The organism is Leucobacter sp., assembly GCF_053528595.1.
The window spans coordinates 1-21336 of the sequence record NZ_JAIVPF010000056.1 but is presented as its reverse complement, the minus strand read 5'-3'; the positions used below and the strand labels follow the sequence as shown (position 1 = coordinate 21336).

Genomic DNA, 21336 nt, shown 5'->3' with positions numbered 1-21336 from the left:
AGCCGTGGAGATCTCTGCAGCACCCGGAGGATCGGTCTTCGACCGCTGGCTGAAGCGGTTCAGCGCCGCGCTCGGCGTCATCGCGGCGGGCGCGCTCGTCGTGCTCATGCTCGCGACGGTGATCGACGTGCTCGTGCGCTGGATCACGCGGGCGAGCCTGCCCGGCATGATGGAGATCGCGGAGACCGCGCTCGTCGCCTCGGTGTTCCTCGGTCTCGCGTGGACCTCGATCCAGGGCGGCCACGTCGCGGTCACGATCGTCACCGATCGCCTGAAGCCCGGGATCGCCCGGGCCGTCTCGGTGCTCATCTGGGCGCTGAACACCACGATCCTCGGCTGGATGACGGCCGCGCTGCTCATGCGCGCGGCGCAGTCCACGAGCATGAGCGAGACCAGATTCGGCCTCGTGCAGTGGCCGATCTGGCCGCTGCGCTGGATCATCGCGATCGGGGTGCTGTTCTGGACGTTCGTGGCGCTCGTCAATCTGATCCGCGTGATCCGGGGCCGCACCGCCTACGGAGAGGACGCGGAGGTGGTGCTCGATGCGTAGCACCCGCACACAGCTCGTCTCGCAGACCGGGAGGTCCTCATGCTCGTCACGCTGATCGTGCTCACGATCGTCGTCCTGCTCATCGTGCTCCTCATGCTGCGCATGCCGGTCGCCCTGTCGCTCGCCCTCTCGGGCGCGCTGGGCCTCGGCATCCTGCAGGGCACCGGCTACACCACCAACGTGCTCGGATCGGTGCCCTTCAGCGCCACGGCGAGCTTCTCGCTGACGATCATCCCCATGTTCATCCTCATGGGCATGTTCGCGATGCGGGCCCGGATCGCGGAGCACGTGTTCGCCGTCGCGAACCACATGGTCAGCCGATTCCCGGGCGGTCTCGGCGTCGCCACGGTCATGGCCTGCGCCGGCTTCTCCGCGGTCTCGGGATCGAGCATCGGCACGGCCGCCACGATGTCGAAGCTGTCGGTCGGTCAGATGCGGGCCTACGGCTATCCGGCAGCGCTCGCCACCGGCATCGTGGCCATCGCGGGTACGCTCGGCGTCGTGATCCCTCCCAGCACCTTCCTCGTGCTGTACGCGATCATGACGGGCGAATCGGTCGCGCAGATCCTCGCGGCGGGCATCATTCCGGGCATCCTCTCGGCGCTCGGGTACATCGTCTACATCCTGGTCGTCGGGCACCGGCAGATCGTGCGGCCCGAGGCGACGCTCGCCGAGGCCGTGGCGGTCGCTCACGCCGGCGCCGCCGAAGCACGGGCGGGCGGCTCGGGCGGCTCGGGCCCTGGTGGGGGCTCTGGCTCGGGCGACTCCGGCGTGAGCGCGGCAGCCCTGCCGCCGGGCACGCCGAACACCGAGGCCGTGCAGCAGGTCTACGGCCGCACGCTGCGCACCCTGCCCTGGCGCGGCCTCGTGCGCCTGAGCGTGATCTTCCTGATCATCCTCGGAGGCATGTTCTCGGGTGTCTTCACGTCGACCGAGTCGGCCGCGATCGCCGCGTTCGTCGCGCTCCTGATCCTGCTCTGGGAGTTCCGCCGCGACGGGTGGTCGACGATGTGGGGCAACGTGAAGGGCGCGCTGCTCGACACGGCGCAGACCACGTCGATGGTGTTCATGATCCTCGTCGGATCGAGTGTGTTCTCGACGTTCCTGATCGCGGCCCACGTGCCCGACACCGTCACCAACTGGGTGGCGGGGCTCGACGTGCCGCCGCTCCTGACGATCGGTCTCCTGCTCCTGCTGCTGCTGCCGCTCGGCACGGCGCTCGACGAGATCTCGGTGCTGATCATCACGATCCCGATCATCTACCCGATCGCGATGGAACTCGGGTTCGACGGGATCTGGCTCGGCCTCATGATCGTGAAGCTCACGGCCATCGGCATGGTGACACCACCCGTCGGCATGACCTGCTTCGTCGTCTCCGGTGCCACCGGCGTGCGCACGGAGACGGTCTTCAAGGGCGTGCTGCCGCTGATGCTCATGGATCTCGTCGTGTCGGCGGTCCTCTTCTTCGTGCCGGCGATCACCCTGTTCCTGCCCTCCCTCGTCGCCCAGGGAGCGGGCTGACGCTCCTTGCGCGAACACCTCACCCGTCTGCGCCGCTCGCCAAAGACAGCGCGCACGCGCCACTGAACAATGAACTCATGCTCGCTCCGAACGGCAGCGGGAAACCCAGAAAGGACGACGATGTTCTCCACACACCAGCACCCCCGACGGTTCGGCCGTCTCACGGGCGCAGTCGCGCTCGCCGCGGCCGCGGGCCTCGCGCTCGCCGGCTGCTCGGGCATCAACAACGCCTCCGCAGGGAACGGCGACGGCGGCGAAGGCGGTGAGACGGTCACCTGGACGCTCGTCACCGGCGCGCAGGCCGACACCCCGAACGCGGCGGTGCAGAACTGGTTCCTCGACCGCGTAGAGGAGGCCACCGACGGCCGGATCAGCTTCGAGCGCACGGCGACCGAGGCGCTGTGCAAGGCCCCCGAGGTCGCCGACTGCGTGCGCGACGGACGCGCCCAGATCGGAGTGACGGTGCCCGACTACACGCCGCAGTACTTCCCCTCCACGAGCATGGTGAGCATTCCGTTCCTGAGCCAGAACGCCCAGGCCGCGATGCAGTCGATCTACGACCTGCACGAGGAGTACGAGCCCGCCCGGGCGATCATGGAGCGCAACGGGCTGCACCACGTGGCGACCTGGCCGGTGGGCCGATTCCTGCTCGGCGGACACGAGCCGATCGAGAGCGTCGCGCAGTTCCAGGGGGCGCAGGTGCGGGTCTCCGGCCCGATCATCCAGCAGGCGATCGGCGATCAGGGGGCGAACATCGTGGCCGTCACCGCGCCCGAGACCTACGAGGCCGTCGAGCGAGGCGTCGTGTCGACCATCGGCGGCGCCATCGACTTCCCGGTGAACTACGGGCTCATGGAGCTGCTGCCCGACTGGACCGATCCCGGCATCGGCCAGTACTCGACGTTCGGCATGTGGGTCAACGCGGAGGCGTACGAGGCGCTCCCCGACGACCTGCGCGAGCAGTTCGATCAGGTGGCCGAGGAGCTGAACACGGGCGCGGGCATCGCGGCGTTCAACGAGGTCGCGGCCGGCCAGTGCCAGCAGATGCAGGACGCCCCGACAGTCAAGTCGCTGAACGCCTGGGACGAGCGGGACACGCAGGCCTGGAAGGACGCGCTCGGCGACTCGGGCCAGGAGATGTGGATCGACCTCGCCACCGAGCAGGGGCTGGACGACGCGGAGGGTGTGCTCGACCGCTACATCGCGGGACTCGAGACCTACGACGACGCGGCCTACGACGATGCGACCGTCGCCTGCGTGGCGTCGTTCGAGAACCGATGACCGGCGGCGCCTAGCCGAGCGCAGCGGGCGGTCCAGCCGATGGGCCGTCCGCTGCGAACGCGCGTGCGCGCCACTCTCCCGGCGTCATTCCGAAGGTCTGCTTGAAGAGCCGGGAGAATGACGCCGGGGTCTGAAAACCGTGACGGGAGGCGATCTGGGCGACGGTCTCCTCTTGGAAGGCCGGGCTCGCGAGATCCAGGCTGCACCGATCGAGACGTTCGCCGCGCAGGAACTGCGAGACCGAGGTGCCGTGGTCCTGGAACAGGTATTGGAGCGACCGCAGCGAGATGAAGTTGTCCTGCGCGATACGCGCGGGCGTCAGGTGCTCGTCGTCGAGATGGTGCTCGATGTAGTTCCTGATCCGGTCGAAATCCGAGATCTCGGCGGTGAGCGAGGAGAGCTCCGCGTGCAGCACCGCGTCGACGAGCCCCAGGAAGGCGCGGATGAGCCGGCCCCCGTCCTCGGTCGAGAGGTACTCGAAGCGTCGCACGAACTGCCGCATGAACGGCTCGGCGCACTCGCCGACCATCGTGGTCGGAGCGAGTCGGCGCGCTGAGAGCAGGTCGACGTTCGACCGTGACAGGCTCAGCGCCGACGGCGGCATCATGACGACGAACGACTCGACTTCTCCGTCGGCGTCCATCGCATACGGGCGGGAGGTGTCGTAGATCACCAGGTCGCCGGGGCCGATGTCCGCGCTCCGCCCGTCCTGCGTGTAGATGCTCGTGCCTCCGAGCTGCAGGCTGAGCTTGATGTACCGCGCATCGTCCGGCCGGATGCTCTCGGGCATCCGGCGGGCGCTGTGCGCGCCCGATGCGACCAGGGAGACGTGGACGTCGCCGAACGCTCGGCTCACCACACGCCCCCTGAACGCCTCGTCGGATTCGTTCCCGGTGATCTGGAGCGGTACGAAGCGGTCCTGCATGATGGACCGCCACTGGCGGAAGCCGTCCGCGAACGACGTCGTGGTCTCGCGCGAGCGGGCGCGCCCCACGAGAGCGGTGTCTTCATCGAACGAGGTGCCCATGCCTCTACCCTCCATGATCGGGGTGCCGGTGATCTGAACCGTAGTGCGAGGATGCGCGAATCGTCAATCCGTTTGCATGACCGGGATACGATCCGATGACGATCGCGCGTCAAGCTGGTAACAGCTCACGAACAATGGAGTACTGAGGAGTTGAAGTGGCGCGAACGGTCAAGAACGCAACGCGCGTGGGGCGCGGCATCCGGAACGAGATGTTCGGGGAGGAGCTCACCACGGCGCAGATCACGGCGGGCGATCCGATGCTCGAGAAGCTCCAGGAGATCGTCACGGAGGCCTGCTTCGGGGAGACCTGGTCGCGAGAGGCGCTATCTCTGCGCGACCGGAGCATCGCGACCGTCGCCATGCTCACGGCACTCGGGCGCGAGAACGAACTGCGCACGCACATCAGGGGGGCGCTCTCGAACGGCGTCACGCCGGACGAGATCCGCGAACTCATGATCCATGCGCACTTGTACGCGGGCATTCCCGCGGCTTTCAGCGGAGCGCTCGCCGCCAACGCGGTGTTCACCGACGACGAGAAGGCGGCGCTCTCATGACCCGGGTCGCGGTCGTGGGCGTCGGGCGCATGGGCCGTCCGATGGCCCGCCACATCGCTGCCGCCGGGTTCGACCTCGCGGTGTTCGACGCGGATCGGGAGGCCGCTGCCGTCGTGGCCGCCGAATGCGGGGCCGGGCTCTGGGAGCAGGCGAGCGATTTCGCCGACACGGATGTCGTCATCACGATGCTGCCGACGAGCGCGATCGTGTCCTCGGTGCTGTTCGACGGCGGTGTGGTCGCTGCGCTTCCCGCTGGAGCGAGGATCGTGGACATGAGCTCCTCGAACCCCTCGGACACCATCGCATCGGCGCGGCGCGCCTCCGACGCCGGCGTGGTGCTCGTCGATGCGCCGGTCTCGGGCGGGGTCAGTGGGGCCGAAGCCGGATCCCTGGCGATCATGCTCGGCGGAGACGACGAGGCGACGGCGCCGGTGATGCCGGTGCTCGAGGCGATGAGCCGTGCGGTGTTCCGCACGGGCCCGGTGGGTTCGGCTCACGCGATGAAGGCCCTCAACAACGTGGTCGCCGGAGCCACCACGATCGCCTGCTTCGAGGCGCTCGCAGCCGGTCGGCACTACGGACTCGACCCGGCCACGATGGTGGAGATCTGGAACGGCTCGACCGCGCGGAGCTTCGTCTCCGAGGTGGTGATGGCCGGGCACGTGGTCCCCGGCACCTTCGACACGGGCTTCGCGCTGCCGCTGTACGCGAAGGACGTCGGCGTCGCACGGGACCTCGTCGTAGCCGCCGGGGTCGATGCGCCGCTGGTGCGCACCGTCGCCTCGTCCTTCTCCGACGCGTTGGCCCAGCTGGGCGATGTCGATCACACGCGGATCTTCGACCTCCGGGATCCGCGACACGGTGCTGCAGAGTCGCAGCGGAAAGGGGAGAGCGCATGAGCCGTGGACTTCCGAGCGGTCGCGTCTTCGACCACATCGTCATCGGTGCCGGATCGGCCGGCTGCGCCGCGGCCCGCCGTCTGCTCGATGCGGGGCGAACCGTCGCTCTCATCGAGGCGGGCGGTCCGATCGCAGATGAACGGATCACCGATATCACCCGGATCTGGGAGCTGTGGGGGCTCGAGACGGATTGGCGGTTCGTCTCCGAGCCCCAGGTGCACTCGGCCGGCACCGTCGTCGATCTGCCACGGGGCAAGGTGTTCGGCGGATCCAGCGCCATGTACGGGCTGGTCCACGCCAGAGGCGTGCGCGCCGATTTCGATGCGTGGGCCCACCAGGGAGCGCCGGGGTGGAGCTGGGACGAGGTGCTGCCCGTGTACAAGCGGCTCGAGGATTTCGAGGGCGGTGCCGACGAGTATCGCGGCACGGGCGGTCCGATGCCGGTCACCCTCAACCACGACCCGAACCGCCTCACGCACCGCTTCATCGAGGCCGGGGTGCAAGCGGGTCTGCCGCACAACCCCGACTACAACGGTGAGGACCCGATCGGGATCACGGTGGCGCAGATCAACGCACGCGACGGGGTGCGCGTCACTTCGTGGGACGCCTACCTCGAGCCGGTGCAGGACGATCCGGGACTGAGCGTGTTCGCCAACTCCCTGGCGCTCCGTCTGCGCTTCGACGGCGACCGTTGCAGCGGCGTCGTGATCGAGCACGGCGGCGAGGAGATCGAACTCGTCTCCGCCGGTGATGTGGTGCTCAGCGCCGGTTCCTACCAGTCGCCTCAGCTGCTGATGCTGAGCGGTATCGGTCCCCGCGAGGAGCTCGACCGCATCGGGGTGCCCGTGCGTCGCGATCTTCCCGGTGTGGGTGAGAACCTGCAGGATCACTTCCTGGTGCCGATCGTGTTCGAGGCGACGCGCCCGCTCGAACCGCAGCGGGCGAACGGCACCGAGTGCCACTTCTTCGCGAAGTCGGATCCGGCGCTGCAGGCGCCGGATCTGCAGCCGATCCTGGTCGCCCGCGGGATGCCTGTGCGTGGGAAGGACGTGCCGGAGCAGGCCTTCACCTTCCTGGCCGGCGTCATCCGTCCTTTCAGCACCGGGCGGGTGTTCCTCGACTCGAACGATCCGCATGACGCGCCGCGGATCGACCTCAACTACTTCGGCGATCCGACCGATCTGCAGACCATGGTCGCCGCGATCGAGAAGTGCCGCGAGATCGCGGACCAGCCGGCGCTCGCCGATGAGCGGGGCGCCGAGCTGTTCCCCGGTGCCGAGGTGCGGGGGGAGGCTCTCGAGCAGTACATCAAGGAGCAGATCCTCACGTACCATCACCCGTCCGGCACCTGCAAGATGGGGCGGGACGCACAGGCGGTGGTGGATCCCCGTCTGTCCGTCCACGGGATCGAGGGGCTGCGTGTGGCCGACTGCTCGATCTTCCCGTTCGTGCCCTCCGGCAACACGCACGGACCGGCTGTGCTCGTCGGCGAGCGCGTCGCCGATTTCATTCTGGAAGATTCCCGTCTCGAGGAAGCAGGTACCCGCTGATGTCCACCGAACTCTCGACCGCACGTACGATCTGCATCGACGGCGAGTGGCGCGCCGCCTCGGACGGAGAGGCGTTCGATGTCTACGATCCCGCCACCGGCGCGGTGTTCGCGACGGCCTCCGACGCGACCCCCGCCGACGTCGACGCCGCGGTGTCGGCGGCCCGCGCCGCCCTCAAGGGACCCTGGGCCGGTATCTCCCCCGCGGAGCGCGGCAGCATCCTGTGGCGTGCGGCCGAGCTCATCGACGCCCATGCGGACGAGCTGGCAGAGCTGGAGACACGGGATGTGGGACAGCCGTTGGGTGTGAGCCGCGGTGTGAACATCCCCGGAGCGGCGGCTCATCTGCGCTACTTCGCCGGGTGGCCGACGAAGATCGCGGGCTCGACCAACGCCGTCAGCGTGCCCGGTGTGCTGCAGTACACGCGCAAGGAGCCGGTCGGCGTCTGCGCGCTCATCATCCCGTGGAACTTCCCATTCATGACCACCGTCTGGAAAGTGGCGCCTGCGCTCGCCGCGGGCAACACCGTCGTCATCAAGCCTGCCGAGCAGACGCCGCTGTCGACGGTGCGACTGGTGGAACTGCTGCACGAGGCCGGAGTGCCGGCCGGGGTGGTGAATCTCATCACGGGCGGCCCGGACGCCGGGCGGCTGCTCTCCGAGCACTCCGACGTCGACAAGGTGAGCTTCACCGGGTCGACGTCGGTGGGGCGTGCGATCGTGCGCGCTTCGGCGGGGAACCTGAAGCGGGTCACGCTGGAACTCGGCGGCAAGTCGCCGAGCATCGTCACCGCGAAGGCCGATATCGAACAGGCCGTGCAGGGCAATCTGCTCGGCAACGTGCTCAACAGCGGTCAGGTGTGCGCCGCGTACTCCCGCTTCTACGTGCACTCGAGCATCGTCGAGGAGTTCACACGCCGACTCGCCGAGGAAGCCGCGAAGCTCAGGCTCGGCAACGGCCTCGCGGCGGACACGGTGTTGGGTCCGCTGAACTCCGCCGAGCACCTGTCTCGTGTGGAGCGATACGTGCAGACCGCGCGAGACGAGGGCGCCACCATCGTCAGCGGTGGCGGCCGTCCGGGCGGCGACCTCGCCGACGGGTACTTCTTCGAGCCGACCGTCGTCACCGATGTGCGCGACGACATGACGATCGTGCGCGAGGAGATCTTCGGGCCGGTGATGCCGGTGATGGCCTACGACGATGTCGACGACCTGGTGGCACGCGCCAACGACACCGAGTACGGTCTCGCAGCCGCGGTCTGGACGACCGACTTGAACGAGGCCCACGAGTTCGCCGCGAGACTCGAGGCCGGCGCCGTGTACGTGAACATGCTCCCGGTGCCCGATCCTGCGGCGCCGTGGGGCGGCTTCAAGGCCAGCGGCTGGGGCCGTGAGATGGGGGCCGCGGCTATCGAGGAGTATCTCGAGGAGAAGGGGGTCTGGATCGGCGGACTCGCCATCTGACTCCACGGCGGGGTACTCGCGCAGCCCCGATTCCCGTTTCCCAGCGCGTCCAGGGCCTCTCGACCGAGGCGGCCCGGCTACAGCACTGCCTGCGAAGGAGTATGCCGATGCTGATCACAGCTGTTTTCCGTACCGATGCGAGGAGCGCGACCGATGCTTGACGTTTCGCGTGTCCGGCGATCGTTCGGCGGAGTATACGCGGTCGACGACGTGTCGCTCGAGGTCTCGACCGGCGAGGTGCACGCGGTCATCGGGCCGAACGGCGCCGGAAAGTCGACCCTCTTCAATCTCATCGTCGGTCAGCTGCCGGTGGAGAGCGGGGAGATCGCGTTCGCCGGCGAGCCCATCCAACGACTCTCGCCGTCGCGCCGCGCCGCGCTCGGCATGGCGATCGTCTTCCAGGGCGCCCGGATCTTCCGGGGCATGACCGTGCTCGAGAACGTCTCGGTCGGCGCTCACACCTGGAGCCGTACCGGGTTCGCGGGTGCGGTGTTCCGCAGCCCGAGGCATCGCCGCGAGGAGGATCAGATCTTCGAAGCCGCGCGCGCGGCCATCGACAAGGTCGGTCTGAGCTCCGTCGCCGATCAGCCGGCCGAGGCACTGCCGCTGGGGCATCAGCGGCGTCTGCAGGTGGCTCGAGCGCTCGTGGCGAGGCCACGTCTGCTGATGCTCGACGAACCGGCCTCCGGGCTGCGCCACGAGGAGCGCCGCGATCTCGCCGAGCTCATCGAGGAGATGCGTGCTGAGGGCATCACCATCATGCTCGTGGAGCACGACGTCGCCTTCGTGACGCGCGTCGCCGACACCATGACCGTGCTCGATCTGGGACGGGTGATCGCGAGGGGCCGGCCGGCCGAGGTGTTCCGCGATCCTCGGGTGGTCGCCGCCTATATCGGGAGCGAGGCCGCCGCATGATCGCCGTCGAGAACCTGGTCGTCGCATACGGGCAGGCGACTGCGGTGAACGGGGTCGCCCTGCAGGTCGAATCGGGTGAGATGGTGGCACTCGTCGGGGCCAATGGCGCCGGCAAATCCACCTTGGCGAAGACCCTCGCCGGCACCATCGCCCCGAAGTCGGGCACGGTTCGCGTCGAGGGAGTCGCCCTGGTGCCCGAGGGGCGGCAGCTGTTCGGCTCCCTCTCCGTGGAGGACAACCTGCAATTGGGCGCCTGGAGGCTGGGCCGCCGCGAGCGGTCGACCGACACGATCTTCGAGGTGCTGCCTGAGCTCGTCCGGGTGCGCCATCAGCAGGCCGGCACGCTCTCGGGCGGGCAGCAGCAGATGGTCGCGATCGGGCGCGCGTTGATGTCGCGTCCCAAGGTGCTGGTGATCGACGAGCTGTCCCTCGGGCTGGCTCCCCGGATCGTGAGCGTGCTCGTGTCATACCTGCGGGAGCTCAACCGCGAAGAAGGTCTCGGGCTGCTGCTGATCGAGCAGAACGCCACGGTGGCTCTGGAACTCTGCGAGCGTGCGTACGTGATGGAGACGGGACGGATCAGCCACGAGGGACTCAGTGCGGAGCTGCGATCGAGCCCCGAGATCGCCCGAGCCTATCTCGGCGACCTGTCCGATTGGGAGATGTGAGCATGGATCAGTTCCTGACCTATCTGCTGACGGGAATCGCCGTGGGGAGCTCCTACGCACTGCTCGGCGTCGGCTACGTCGTCGTGCATCGCACGACCCGCATCGTCAACTTCGCGCAGGGCGTCGCTCCGGTGTTCGCCGGACTCGCCTGTGCAGCGCTCGTGAGCGCCGGACTGCCCCGCGGCGTCACCGAACTCATCGCGGTGCTCGGCGCGGCCATCGTGAGCGTGCTCATCGGCCTGCTCGCGATGGCGGCGCGCACCTCGCTCGCCGCGCTCCTGGTGACGCTCGGAGCCGGTGTCGGCTTCTACGCGATCAACATCCTGATCTTCGGCTCGACGCCGCAGTCCTTCTCGGGCATCCCCGGATACCTGTCGGTGTTCGGGGCCAGGCTGCAGACGCAGTACCTGTTCGTGGCCGTGGCGACGCTCGTGGTCTTCGGGTTGCTGTGGTGGTTCTTCCATCGCACCTACCTCGGCAAGGGGCTGACTGCGGCCGCGGCCAACCCGTTCGCCGCCCAGCTGCAGGGAATCAGCATCCGTCGCTCGGGACTCATCGCCTTCGCCATCGCGGGAGCGGTCGGCGGCATCGCGGGGGTGCTCATCACCCCGTTGCAGCCCGTCGCCTTCAGCTCGGACATCGCGTTCGCGATCTACGGATTCGCCGCAGCGGTCTTCGGGGGACTCAACAAAGTCGGTCCCGCGCTGTGGGGAGGCGTCCTGCTGGGCGTCGCGCAAGCGCTCATCGGCGGGTATCTGGGCACCGAGAACCAGCTCTCGGGTGCGCTGGTGATCGTGCTGATCGTGATGATCGTCCAGGCGGGCCGACGCCGGACCATAACCGAAGAGGTGGTGTGATGCGTCGTTCCATACTGATCGCGATCGCGATCCTGGCCGTCGCGCTGGCAGCGATCGTCCCCTTCCTGCTCCCGCGCTCCGGTGTCGTCGTCTACGTGCTGATGGGCCTGTCGGCGATGGTGGCGGTGGGCATCTCGATGCTGATGGGGTACGCGGGACAGGTGTCCATCGGGCAGGCCGCGTTCTACGCGATCGGCGCCTACGCCTCGGGGTCCGTCGCCACGGCCGGGCTGCCTCCGCTCCTCGGTCTGGTGCTCGCGCCGATCATCGCCTACGCTCTCGGGTGGCTGATCGGCCTGCCGCTCCTGAAACTGCGGGGACACTATCTCGCGTTCGGGACGCTGGCGCTGCTGCTCATCATCAATTCCGTGTTCAGTCAGCTGGACTTCCTGGGCGGCGCCACGGGGCTGCAGGGCATCCCTCCGCTCAGCGTCGGGAGTATCGTGATCCGCGAACCCGAGCACTACGCGCTCGTGGCGCTCGGCCTGCTGCTGCTGGTGATGCTCATCAGCCGCAACGTGATCCTGTCCCGCCCCGGCCGTGCGCTTCGGGCCCTTGCGACGAGCGAGGTCGCGTCGACGAGCGCCGGCGTGAACGTCGAGGCGTACCGGAGGAACGTCTTCGCCCTGTCGGCGGCTTACGCCGGCCTCGCCGGGGGGCTGTACGCGCTCTTCATCGGATTCATCTCGCCCGCGAGCTTCACGGTGAACCTCTCGATCCAGTTCGTCATCTTCGCGGTGGTCGGCGGTCTCAGCACGGTGCTCGGGCCAGTGATCGGCACCGTGCTCGTGATGCTGCTGCTCCAGGCGCTCAATGCCGTCGGCACGATGCCCGGCATGCCGCCCGAATTGCCGACGATCCTGAACTACGCCGTCTACGCGGCGCTCCTGCTGCTCACGATGCTGCTGCTCCCGGGCGGCGTGTATCCGGCGATCCGCACGCTGATCATGCGCATCGGACGGCGCGCGCGGGGGGCCTCCCCGGATCCCGCGCCATCGCCCTCGACCCGGGGCGCTCAAGAACCGCAACACCCATCCACACCCACTACGCAAGGAGAACACACATGAGAACAGCACAATGGCGTGCGGCCCTCGTCGGGGGCGCGGCAGCGCTCGCGCTCGGGATCGCCGGATGCGCATCGGACTCGACCGGTGGCGGAAGCGAGAGCGATGCACCGGTGAAGATCGCACTGGTCACCAGCGTCACGGGCGCCTACCAGCCGCTCGGCGAGGGCAATGTGCAGGGTGCGACCGTCGCCGTCAAGCAGGCGAACGAGGAGGGCGGCATCGACGGCCGCCAGATCGAACTCGTGGTGCTCGACGACAAGACCGTCGCGGACCAGTCGGTCGTCAACGTCAACTCGGCGCTCGGCGACGACGACGTTCTGGCGATCCTCGGTACCCCCGACTCGAACGGGGCGGTCGCGGCGGCGCCGGTGGCATCGAGGGCCGGCATCTCCTACGTGTCCCTGTCGTCGAACGACACGCTGCCGGCCGAAACGGACCCGTATATCTTCAACGTGCCGCCGGACACCTCCGGTTGGACGAACCCGCTGCTCGAATACATGCAGGACAACGGAATGACGACTCTCGCCGTCGCCCACGCGAGTGACGACGTGTTCGCGGAGGGAGGCTGGGAGAACACCGTCGCCGCCGCAGCGGACTACGGCGTGGAGATCGTCGTCGACGAGGCCTTCAAGACCGCCGACACCGAATTCTCGGGCATCATCCAGAAGGTGAGGGACGCGGATCCCGACGGATTCCTCTTCTGGGGGACCGGAGCGGCGCCGGTCATCATCACGAAGGCGCTGGCAGAAGCCGACCTCGACACCCAGCTCTTCCTCACCGGTGCTCAGGCGTCGACGCTGTGGTCCGATGCCGCTGGTGCCGAGGCGGACGGGGTGATCCTCAACGGCTACAACGCGGTCATCGGCGATTTCCTGCCCGAGAGCGAAACGAAGACGCAGGTCGATCGTCTAGCCGAGGGGCTGCGCGCGGAGTACGACACCGATGTCGCCCAGTTCACCTCCGACGCGTATGCGGGCACCTGGCTCGTCATCGAAGCGATGCGGAATGCCGCCGAGCTCTCGCGCGACGGGGTGCGCGACGCGCTCGAAGAGACCTCGATGGTGACCTCGAACGGCGCGTACGAGTGGAGCGCGACCAACCACAACAACACCGATCCCTCGAACATCGCGGTGTTCACGGTCGCCGACGGCGTGTTCACCCCGACCCCCTGGCAGGAGGAGCGGTTCTCCGACGTCCAGTAGGAGTCACGGGGCGGGGCTGCTCGTGCCCCGCCCCTTCCATCGCACCACCCACAGACAGGAGTAACAGATGAGTACCCACGAACCACTCGATTTCGATTCGCTGCTGCGCGTCGTCACGGTCGACCCCTCGGCCGGACGAGCGGTGGAGGATCCCGCCGACGGCAGCACCGTCGGCCACGTCGCCGTGCAGACGGTCGCCGACGTCGATGCTGCCGTCGAGCGCGCGCAGGCCGCGCAGCCGGCGTGGGCGGCACTCGGGCATGAGGGCCGAGCGGCCGCCATGAACCGGGCGGCGGACGAGATCGAGCGGAGCGCCGAGGCGCTCGCGCAGATCATCACCCGCGAGCAGGGGAAGCCGCTCAACGGTCCGGGAGCGCGTTTCGAAGCGGGAGGCTGCGCCGCCTGGCTGCGCACGGCCGCCGCGACACCGCTCGAGCCCGAGAGCGTGATCGACGACGAAGGCGCGCGGGCGCAGCTGCACTACCGCCCGATCGGCGTGGTCGCGGCGATCGGGCCGTGGAACTGGCCGGCTCTGATCGCCATCTGGCAGATCGCGCCCGCCCTGCGCATGGGCAACGCCGTCGTCGTGAAACCCGCGTCGGACACGCCGCTGAGCGTGCTCGCCGTCGTCGAGCTGATGAACCGCGCGCTCCCCGAGGGGGTGCTCACCGTCGTATCGGGCAACCGCGAGGTCGGCAACCGGCTCGTGGAGCACCCTGCCATCGGCAAGGTGATGTTCACCGGTTCGACCGAGACGGGGCGGGCGATCATCCGCAACTCCGCCGAGAACATCACGCGTCTCACGCTCGAACTGGGCGGGAACGACCCGGGGATCGTGCTGCCGGATGTCGACCCCGCCGCGATCGCGGAGGGGCTCTTCTGGGGCGCGTTCATCAACACCGGCCAGACCTGCGCCGCGCTGAAGCGCCTGTACGTGCACGACAGCGTCTACGAAGAGGTCTGCGCGCACCTGACGGCCTTCGCCCAGACGATCGTGATGGGGCGCGGCACGGAGGAGGCGAGCCTGCTCGGTCCCCTCACCAACCGGAACCAGTGGGCGATCGTGAACGACCTCGTCGAACAGGCGAAGGCCTCCGGTGCGCGCGTGCTGATCGGCGGAGATCCCGATCCCGAGGCTCCGGGGTACTTCTTCCCGACCACGCTCGTCGCCGACATCGATCACGAGAACGCTCTGGTGCAGCAGGAGCAGTTCGGGCCTGCACTGCCGATCGTCCGCTACTCCGATGTGGAGGAGGCGATCCGCTTGGCGAACGATTCGAACGAGGGTCTCGGCGCGTCCGTGTGGTCGGGCGATCCCGAGTCGGCGCGGGCGATCGCAGCGCGCATCGAAGCGGGAACGGTATGGATCAACTCCCACGGCGGCGTGCACCCGATGATCCCCTTCGGCGGGATCAAGGGGTCCGGGTACGGCCTCGAATTCGGCGTGGAGGGCTTGAAAGCCGTGGCGGTTCCGCAGGTCATCAACGGCTGACCGGTGCGCGCGGGTTGAAGGCGGTGGCCGCGCCCAAGGTCATCACCGTCTGAATCCCGACGGTGCGCGGCGGAGGGACCCGGTCCCTCCGCCGCGCACCGGGATCGGAGTCACTCAGCCCTTCGAGAGGCCGTAGATCGGCATCTTCGCCTGCTCGGCCTCGCTGTCGGGGCCGAGCGGGATCCCCATGCGGTCCTTCACGAGCAGCGTCGCGACGAGCCCGAGCACGACGAGCGCCGACAGGTAGATCTGCACCGACACGGTGGTGCCGGTCGCCTGCACGAGCGCGGTGGCGATCATGGGGGCGAAGGCGCCGCCGACGATCGCGCCGATCGCGTACGAGATCGACACACCCGAGAAACGGACGGATGCCGGGAACAGCTCCGAGTACAGGGCCGCCTGAGGTCCGTAGGTGAGTCCGAGCCCGATCGTCAGGATCGCCAGGCCCAGGAACAGCATGCCGATACTGCCGGTGTTCACGAGCGGGAACAGGGCCGCGATCCCGATCAGCAACGCGATCCAGCCGATGATGTAGGTGGTGCGGCGGCCGATCTTGTCGCTGAGCCATCCGCCGACCCAGGTGAAGATCAGCCAGGTGGCGGCCGAACCGGTCACCGCCAGCAGCACCGGCGCGGGTTCCATGCCGAGCGGGCCCATGGGGTCGGTGGCGTAGCGCTGGATGAAGCCGCCGGTCGACATGTAGCCGACCGCGTTGTTGCCCGCGAAGATGAGCGCTGCGAGGATGACGAGCGGGGTGAAGCGGCGGAAGAGCTTGCCGACGGGGTTCTTCGTCGCCTCGGCGCGCTCGGCGATCTCGGTGAACACCGGGCTCTCCTCGACCTTGCGGCGGATGTAGAAGCCGATCAGGATCAGCACGAAGCTGAACAGGAACGGGATGCGCCAGCCCCACGAGAGGAAGAACTCCTGGCCCGGCAGCGCGACGAGCGCCATGACGCCCGACGCGAGCAGCATGCCGAGCGGCACGCCGATCTGCGGCGAGCAGCCGTACAGACCGCGCTTGGTCTTCGGGGCGTGCTCGACCGCCATCAGCACGGCACCGCCCCATTCTCCGCCCGCCGAGACGCCCTGCAGCACGCGCAGGCAGATCAGCAGGATCGGAGCCGCCGCACCGATCGTCGCATACGTCGGCAGCAGCCCGACGAGCGTCGTCGCCACCCCCATCAGGATGAGCGTCCACATGAGCACGATGCGCCGGCCGTACTTGTCGCCGAAGTGACCGGCGAGGAACGCCCCGAGCGGACGGAACAGGAAGCTGATGCCGACGGTGAAGAACGACAGGATCTGGGCCATTCCGGCCCCGGCGGGCTCGAAGAAGAGCGCCGCGAAGACGAGCGCGGCGCCCTGCGCGTAGATGAAGAAGTCGTACCACTCCACAGTGGTGCCGACCACGGTGGCGAATACCACTCGCCGCCGATCGGTCTCGGTGGCTATGGTCCCGGTCGGAGTGAGACTGGACTCGGCGGAAGCGCTCATGATCGATTCGACTCCTTCGTCTATCGTGTTCGTTCGCGCGGCGCGGCATTCGCAGCGCGGCCGGGAGGCATTGTCGATCCTAGGTCATCTCCGAGCGGACGAGAATCCGACGGGTGAAGAGCGTGAGCGCTGGGTTCGGCGGTCGCGCCTGGGATCGCCGCCCGCGCCGGGTGCCGCTCACACGGGCCAGTCGACGCCCCGCGCGAACTCGATGAGGGCGCGGGTTCGCGCGGGGACCGGCCGGTCCGGCGCCCAGATCATGTCGATGGCGACCGGTCGCACGGCCGGCACGATCGTCTTCGCGACGAGCGGCAGCCCCTCGTAGCTGTCGGGGTTGGCGACGCGCGAGACGAGGACGCCGTAGCCGAGCCCGCGGGCGACGAGCGTGCGCACCACCTCGTAGCTGGCGGTGCGGTGCCGGATGCGCGGGCGGAGGCCGCGCTCGGCGAACACCGAGAGCGTGTGCTCGCTCGAGGGCGGGGCGTCGAGCAGGATCAGGTCGTCCTCGACCAGATCCTCGAGCCGCACGGTCCTGCGATCGGCCAGCGGGTGCGTCGCGGCGAGCAGCGCGTGGGCCTGCAGCTCGGTGAGCCGGGCGCGCTCCGTGTCGCCCGGCACGAGCATGTCGTACACGAAGGCGACGTCGATGCGGCCGGAGGCGAGATCCGCCGCCAGGCGATCCTGCGTCGCCTCGCGGATGGAGAGCTCGATGTCGGGGTGCAGCGCGGCGAAGCCCTGGAGCAGTGGAGGCAGGATCGCGGGCGCGAGCGTGGGGTAGCAGCCGATCACCACGGGACCCGACAGCTGTCCGCCGCCGCCCACGGAGCGGTGCAGCTCCTCGGCCTCGGCCAGCATGCGCCGGGCGTGGTGCACGAGCTGCTCGCCGGCCGGGGTGAGCGTGAGCCCGTGCGCGCGCCGGCGCACGCACAACCGCTCGCGCAGCACCGACTCGAGTTCGGTGATGGCGTCCGACATCGCCGAGGGGGAGACGCGGAGCAGCTCCGCCGCGCCCGTGATCGTGCCCTCGTCGGCGGCCGCGACGAAGTAGGCCAGCTGCCGCAGCGTGAACGCGGGCAGCGGTGCGTCGAACGGCTCAGCCATGCGCTGCTCCCGCCGGGAAGCCGGGGGCGGGGCGCCGCTCGGCGGGGCTGCGGCGGCGAGGAGTCGGAGACATGCGCCCATTATCCCACCCTTCCGAATAAGCAATGCAGATAATTCCGCTTTTGTTTCCTTTATGGGGAGCGCATACTCGGAGGCGTACGGCAGTCCAGAACAACGAGGTGTGCAATGACGAGCAACGAGGCTCCGGTCGCGGACTGGGTGACCATCCCCGATCTCTACCGCGATCCCTTCCCCATCTACGAGCGGCTCCGCGCCGAGGGCGGCGTGCACTGGGTGCCGCAGGTGGGCCGCTACCTGATCACCTCCTACGAGGCGGTGCACGAGACCGAGCTCGATCAGGAGATCTTCTCGGCCGACGAGGAGGGGTCGCTGCAGATCCGGGCCATGGGGCACTCCATGCTGCGGCGCGACGATCCCGAGCACTACATCGAGCGCAAGGCCTGGCAGCCCGCGCTCCGGCCGGGCGCGGTGCAGCGCATCTGGAAGTCGAAGTTCCAGCGCAACGCCGAGCGCTACCTCGAGGAGATGCTCGAGAAGGGACCCGGCGCCGATCTGATCTGGGACTTCGCGGCTCCGTTCGCGGCGGAGAGCCTGCGCGAGCTCATCGGCCTGCACAACGCCACGCAGGAGGATCTGCAGCGCTGGTCCCAGACCATGATCGACGCCACCGGCAACTACGCCGACGACCCCGAGGTGTGGGCGCTCGGCAAGCAGTCCTTCGACGAGGTCGACGCCGCGCTCGACGAGATGCTCGCGTGGCACGCCTCCCACCCGAACGAGTCGCTGCTGTCCCAGCTGCTGCAGATCCCCGACTACCGGATGCCCCTCGACCGCATCCGGGCCAACGTGAAGATGACGATCGGCGGCGGGCTCAACGAGCCACGCGACGCGCTCGGCGTCGCCGCGTGGGGCATGCTCACCCACCCCGAGCAGCGGGCTGCGGCCGAGAGCGACCCCTCGCTCTGGCACGCGGTCTTCGACGAGACGATCCGCTGGGTGGCGCCCATCGGGCTCTACTCGCGCCAGGTGACGCGGGACACCGATCTGGCCGGTGTGCGCCTGCCGGCGGGCGCACGGCTGGGCATCTGCATCCTCTCGGCCAACCGCGACGAGCGCGTCTGGGAGGATCCCGACGCATTCGACATCCGCCGCGAGGCGAAGCCGCACCTCGCCTTCGGCAAGGGCGTGCACGTGTGCCTCGGAGCCTGGGCCGCCCGTGCCGAGGTCGCCGAGGTCGCGCTTCCGCTGCTCTTCTCATCGCTCGAGGGGCTGTCGCTCGTCGAGGAGGATCCCGCCGAGATCGGCGGCTGGGTGTTCCGGGGCATGCTGAAGCTGCCCGTGACGTGGAGCGGTCGCCGGGCGGCGTCCGAGCCCGCGACCGCGGACCGCGGGGGCGACGCGGTGGCGCCCCGCGTCGCGATCGTGGGGTCGGGCCCCGCGGGGAGCTTCACGGCGCAGGCGCTGCGACGCACCCTCCCCGCCGCGCCGATCGACGTGTTCGACGAACTGCCCACTCCGTACGGACTCGTGCGATACGGCGTCGCGGCCGACCACCAGGGCACGAAGGCCGTCGCGCGCCAGTTCGACCGCCTCTTCACCGAGGAGGGCGTGCGCTTCCGCGGCAACTGCCGGCTCGGCGTCGACGTCGCGCTCGAGGAGCTCGAGCGGGCGTACGACGTCGTGGTGCTCGCGACCGGGATGCACCGCGACGCGCGGCTCCCGGTTCCCGGCGCGGATCTCGCGGGCGTGCGCGGGGCCGGGGCCGTCACGCGCTTCCTCAACGGCCACCCCGACGAGACCGCTCCCGAACCGCTGGGCGAGAGCGTCGTCGTGGTCGGGCACGGCAACGTGGCCATGGACATCACCCGGCTCGTCGCGCGCGACGCCGCGGGACTCGACGGCTCGGACATCGACGATGCCGCGCACGGGCGCTTCACCGGGCGCGTGCGCACCGTGCACCTCGTCGGGCGCAGCGGCCCGGCTGCGGCGAAGTTCGACCCGGTGATGGTGCGCGAGCTCGCCGGCCTGCCCGGAGTGCGGCACGTCGTGCACGGCGCGGGGGAGCTGCCGGGCGACGGGCGCGACGCGCGCATCGACGCCGTGCGGGCGCTCGCAGCGGGGGGCGCGGACGGGTCCTCGGCCCGGCCGCGCATCACCATCGAGTGGTGGTTCGGCCTGTCGCCGGAGTGCCTCGAGGGGGAGGGCCGGGTCGAGGCCGCGGTGTTCCGCGGCCCGGACGGCGAGGTGCGGATCCCCGCGACCGACGTCGTCACCGCCATCGGCTTCGCGGCCGACGAGGGCACGCCGGTCGAGCCGGGCTCGCACCCCGACGGCCGGGTCTCGCCCGGCCTCTACACCGCCGGGTGGCTGCGCCGGGGGCCGCGCGGCACGATCCCCGACCAGCGCGCCGACGCGCGCGAGCTCGCCCGCCTCATCTCGGCCGACCTGCAGTCCGGCGCCGTGACCGTCGCGGCGCCCGGGCTGCCCGAGGTGGAGGGCGAGACCGACTTCGACGGGTGGCGCCGCATCGACCTGCGCGAACGCCTCACCGCGGCCCCGGGGCGCGAGCGCGCGAAGCTGCCGAGCCGGGAGGCGCAGCTCGCCGCAGCGGGCGATGACAGCCTCGAGCTGCCGCCGCTCGAGACGGGCGCGGCCGCGGCGATCGGCGCGGGGGTGCCGACGACCATCCTCTTCGGCACGGAGTCGGGCGGGGCGGAGCTCGTCGCCGACGAGCTCGCGCGCGTGCTCGGCGACGACGCGGACGTGGAGGTGCGCGACCTCGCCGAGACGAGCGCCGCCGGGCTCGATCCCACGCGCCTGCACCTCATCGTCTGCGCCACCTACGGCGACGGCGAGGTGCCGAGTGCCGCGCAGCCGTTCCACCGCGAGCTGAGCGAGGACCGCCCCGACCTGAGCGGCCTGCGCTACGCCGTCTTCGGGATGGGGGACCGCAGCTACGAGCGCACCTACTCGCGCGGCAGCGAGCTCGTCGACGAGGCGCTGCAGGCCTGCGGCGCCGCGCGGCTGGGGGAGTACGGGCGGCACGACGCGGGCGGGTCCATCCCCGCCGCCGATGCGGCCCGCGACTGGGTCGCCGGGGTCTTCGCAGAGGTGGCGGCCGCGGCCGCCAGGGGGTAGCCGCCGCGGCGCCGCAGAGCTTCGACGCCCGCGTTCGTCGGTCGTGCCATCAGGCTTCCGTGCATTCTGCGCGCGGTCGCGGGATCCACGACCGTGGTGGATCCTGCGTACGGCGACTCGCTCCGCTCGCGCAGCAGGACGAGATCCGCTCCTTCGTCGCGCAGGATGACGGGCCTCCCGCTTCGGGTGGCCCCGCGCCTACCCGATCGCGGCGAAGCGCTCCACGTCGGCGGCGGTGCCGCTCACGATGATGAGGTCGTGCGGGGAGATCACCGTGTCCTGGGTGGCGTGCGTGAACGGCTGGCCGGGCGTCTTCACTCCGACCACCGTGACCCGGTAGCGGGTGCGCACGCCGCTCTCCGTGAGCGACCGGCCGCGGATGGACCGGGGCGGGTACATCTTCGCGATCACGTAGTTGTTGTCGAACTGGATGAAATCGAGCATGCTGCCCGAGAGCAGGTGCGCGACCCGCTCGCCCGCTTCTCGCTCGGGATAGATCACATGGTTTACCCCGATACGTTCGAGAATCTTGCCGT

18 protein-coding genes are annotated in these 21336 nt (G+C 69.5%); 14 read left to right on the top strand and 4 right to left on the bottom strand.

Going from position 1 to position 21336, the window contains the following annotated elements; translation table 11 throughout:
- Positions 1–4: 4 nt before the first annotated feature.
- The 3 genes from ACWKZU_RS11485 to dctP all read left to right on the top strand — a co-directional run bounded on the left by ACWKZU_RS11485 (position 5) and on the right by dctP (position 3352).
- Positions 5–550 carry a TRAP transporter small permease gene (locus ACWKZU_RS11485; protein WP_449282463.1) on the top strand — a complete coding sequence of 182 codons (546 nt, stop codon included), beginning with the start codon at positions 5–7 and terminating at the stop codon, positions 548–550.
- Positions 551–589: 39 nt separating this feature from the next.
- A complete protein-coding gene (locus ACWKZU_RS11480; RefSeq protein ID WP_449282462.1) occupies positions 590–2071 on the top strand; it encodes a TRAP transporter large permease in 1482 nt (493 codons plus the stop codon).
- Between the two features lie 120 nt (positions 2072–2191).
- Positions 2192–3352, top strand: a complete 1161-nt coding sequence (gene dctP / locus ACWKZU_RS11475) for a TRAP transporter substrate-binding protein DctP (protein ID WP_449282461.1) — start codon at positions 2192–2194, stop codon at positions 3350–3352.
- Positions 3353–3362: 10 nt separating this feature from the next.
- Here dctP and ACWKZU_RS11470 read toward each other — a convergent pair whose 3' ends face one another.
- Positions 3363–4379, bottom strand: coding sequence for an AraC-like ligand-binding domain-containing protein (locus tag ACWKZU_RS11470; protein WP_449282460.1), 1017 nt, complete (start codon positions 4377–4379; stop codon positions 3363–3365).
- A gap of 155 nt (positions 4380–4534) precedes the next feature.
- Here ACWKZU_RS11470 and ACWKZU_RS11465 point away from each other — a divergent pair, with 155 nt between their 5' ends.
- From ACWKZU_RS11465 to ACWKZU_RS11420, 10 genes are all read left to right on the top strand, one after another.
- On the top strand, positions 4535–4933 hold the full coding sequence (locus ACWKZU_RS11465; protein WP_449282459.1) for a carboxymuconolactone decarboxylase family protein: 399 nt from the start codon (positions 4535–4537) through the stop codon (positions 4931–4933).
- On the top strand, positions 4930–5832 hold the full coding sequence (locus ACWKZU_RS11460) for an NAD(P)-dependent oxidoreductase (RefSeq protein ID WP_449282458.1): 903 nt from the start codon (positions 4930–4932) through the stop codon (positions 5830–5832). Before ACWKZU_RS11465 ends, ACWKZU_RS11460 begins: the two co-directional genes overlap by 4 nt.
- Complete coding sequence (locus ACWKZU_RS11455) at positions 5829–7382, top strand: GMC family oxidoreductase (protein ID WP_449282457.1); 1554 nt, start codon at positions 5829–5831, stop codon at positions 7380–7382. The genes ACWKZU_RS11460 and ACWKZU_RS11455 overlap by 4 nt, the downstream gene beginning before the upstream one ends.
- A complete protein-coding gene (locus tag ACWKZU_RS11450) occupies positions 7382–8845 on the top strand; it encodes an aldehyde dehydrogenase family protein (RefSeq protein WP_449282456.1) in 1464 nt (487 codons plus the stop codon). The genes ACWKZU_RS11455 and ACWKZU_RS11450 overlap by 1 nt, the downstream gene beginning before the upstream one ends.
- Positions 8846–8998: 153 nt before the next feature.
- Positions 8999–9760, top strand: coding sequence for an ABC transporter ATP-binding protein (locus tag ACWKZU_RS11445; protein ID WP_449282455.1), 762 nt, complete (start codon positions 8999–9001; stop codon positions 9758–9760).
- Entirely contained in the window at positions 9757–10428 is a 672-nt protein-coding gene (locus ACWKZU_RS11440; protein ID WP_449282454.1) for an ABC transporter ATP-binding protein, read from the top strand. Before ACWKZU_RS11445 ends, ACWKZU_RS11440 begins: the two co-directional genes overlap by 4 nt.
- Positions 10429–10430: 2 nt before the next feature.
- The gene (locus ACWKZU_RS11435; protein ID WP_449282453.1) at positions 10431–11285 is read left to right on the top strand and encodes a branched-chain amino acid ABC transporter permease; all 855 of its coding nucleotides are present in this window, start codon (positions 10431–10433) and stop codon (positions 11283–11285) included.
- Positions 11285–12352, top strand: a complete 1068-nt coding sequence (locus ACWKZU_RS11430) for a branched-chain amino acid ABC transporter permease (protein ID WP_449282452.1) — start codon at positions 11285–11287, stop codon at positions 12350–12352. The genes ACWKZU_RS11435 and ACWKZU_RS11430 overlap by 1 nt, the downstream gene beginning before the upstream one ends.
- On the top strand, positions 12349–13554 hold the full coding sequence (locus ACWKZU_RS11425) for an ABC transporter substrate-binding protein (RefSeq protein ID WP_449282451.1): 1206 nt from the start codon (positions 12349–12351) through the stop codon (positions 13552–13554). The genes ACWKZU_RS11430 and ACWKZU_RS11425 overlap by 4 nt, the downstream gene beginning before the upstream one ends.
- Positions 13555–13621: 67 nt before the next feature.
- Positions 13622–15046, top strand: coding sequence for an aldehyde dehydrogenase family protein (locus ACWKZU_RS11420; RefSeq protein ID WP_449282450.1), 1425 nt, complete (start codon positions 13622–13624; stop codon positions 15044–15046).
- A 114-nt stretch (positions 15047–15160) separates the two neighbouring features.
- On the opposite strand, the gene ACWKZU_RS11415 is transcribed toward ACWKZU_RS11420, so the two are convergent.
- Together ACWKZU_RS11415 and ACWKZU_RS11410 are read right to left on the bottom strand one after the other, a co-directional pair.
- The gene (locus tag ACWKZU_RS11415) at positions 15161–16540 is read right to left on the bottom strand and encodes an MFS transporter (RefSeq protein WP_449282449.1); all 1380 of its coding nucleotides are present in this window, start codon (positions 16538–16540) and stop codon (positions 15161–15163) included.
- Positions 16541–16717: 177 nt separating this feature from the next.
- Positions 16718–17641 carry a LysR family transcriptional regulator gene (locus ACWKZU_RS11410; RefSeq protein WP_449282448.1) on the bottom strand — a complete coding sequence of 308 codons (924 nt, stop codon included), beginning with the start codon at positions 17639–17641 and terminating at the stop codon, positions 16718–16720.
- A 186-nt stretch (positions 17642–17827) separates the two neighbouring features.
- Here ACWKZU_RS11410 and ACWKZU_RS11405 point away from each other — a divergent pair, with 186 nt between their 5' ends.
- Complete coding sequence (locus ACWKZU_RS11405; protein ID WP_449282447.1) at positions 17828–20800, top strand: cytochrome P450; 2973 nt, start codon at positions 17828–17830, stop codon at positions 20798–20800.
- A 198-nt stretch (positions 20801–20998) separates the two neighbouring features.
- Here ACWKZU_RS11405 and ACWKZU_RS11400 read toward each other — a convergent pair.
- Positions 20999–21336 (bottom strand): TrkA C-terminal domain-containing protein (locus ACWKZU_RS11400; RefSeq protein WP_449282446.1); only part of this gene is annotated, 338 nt, incomplete at its 5' end.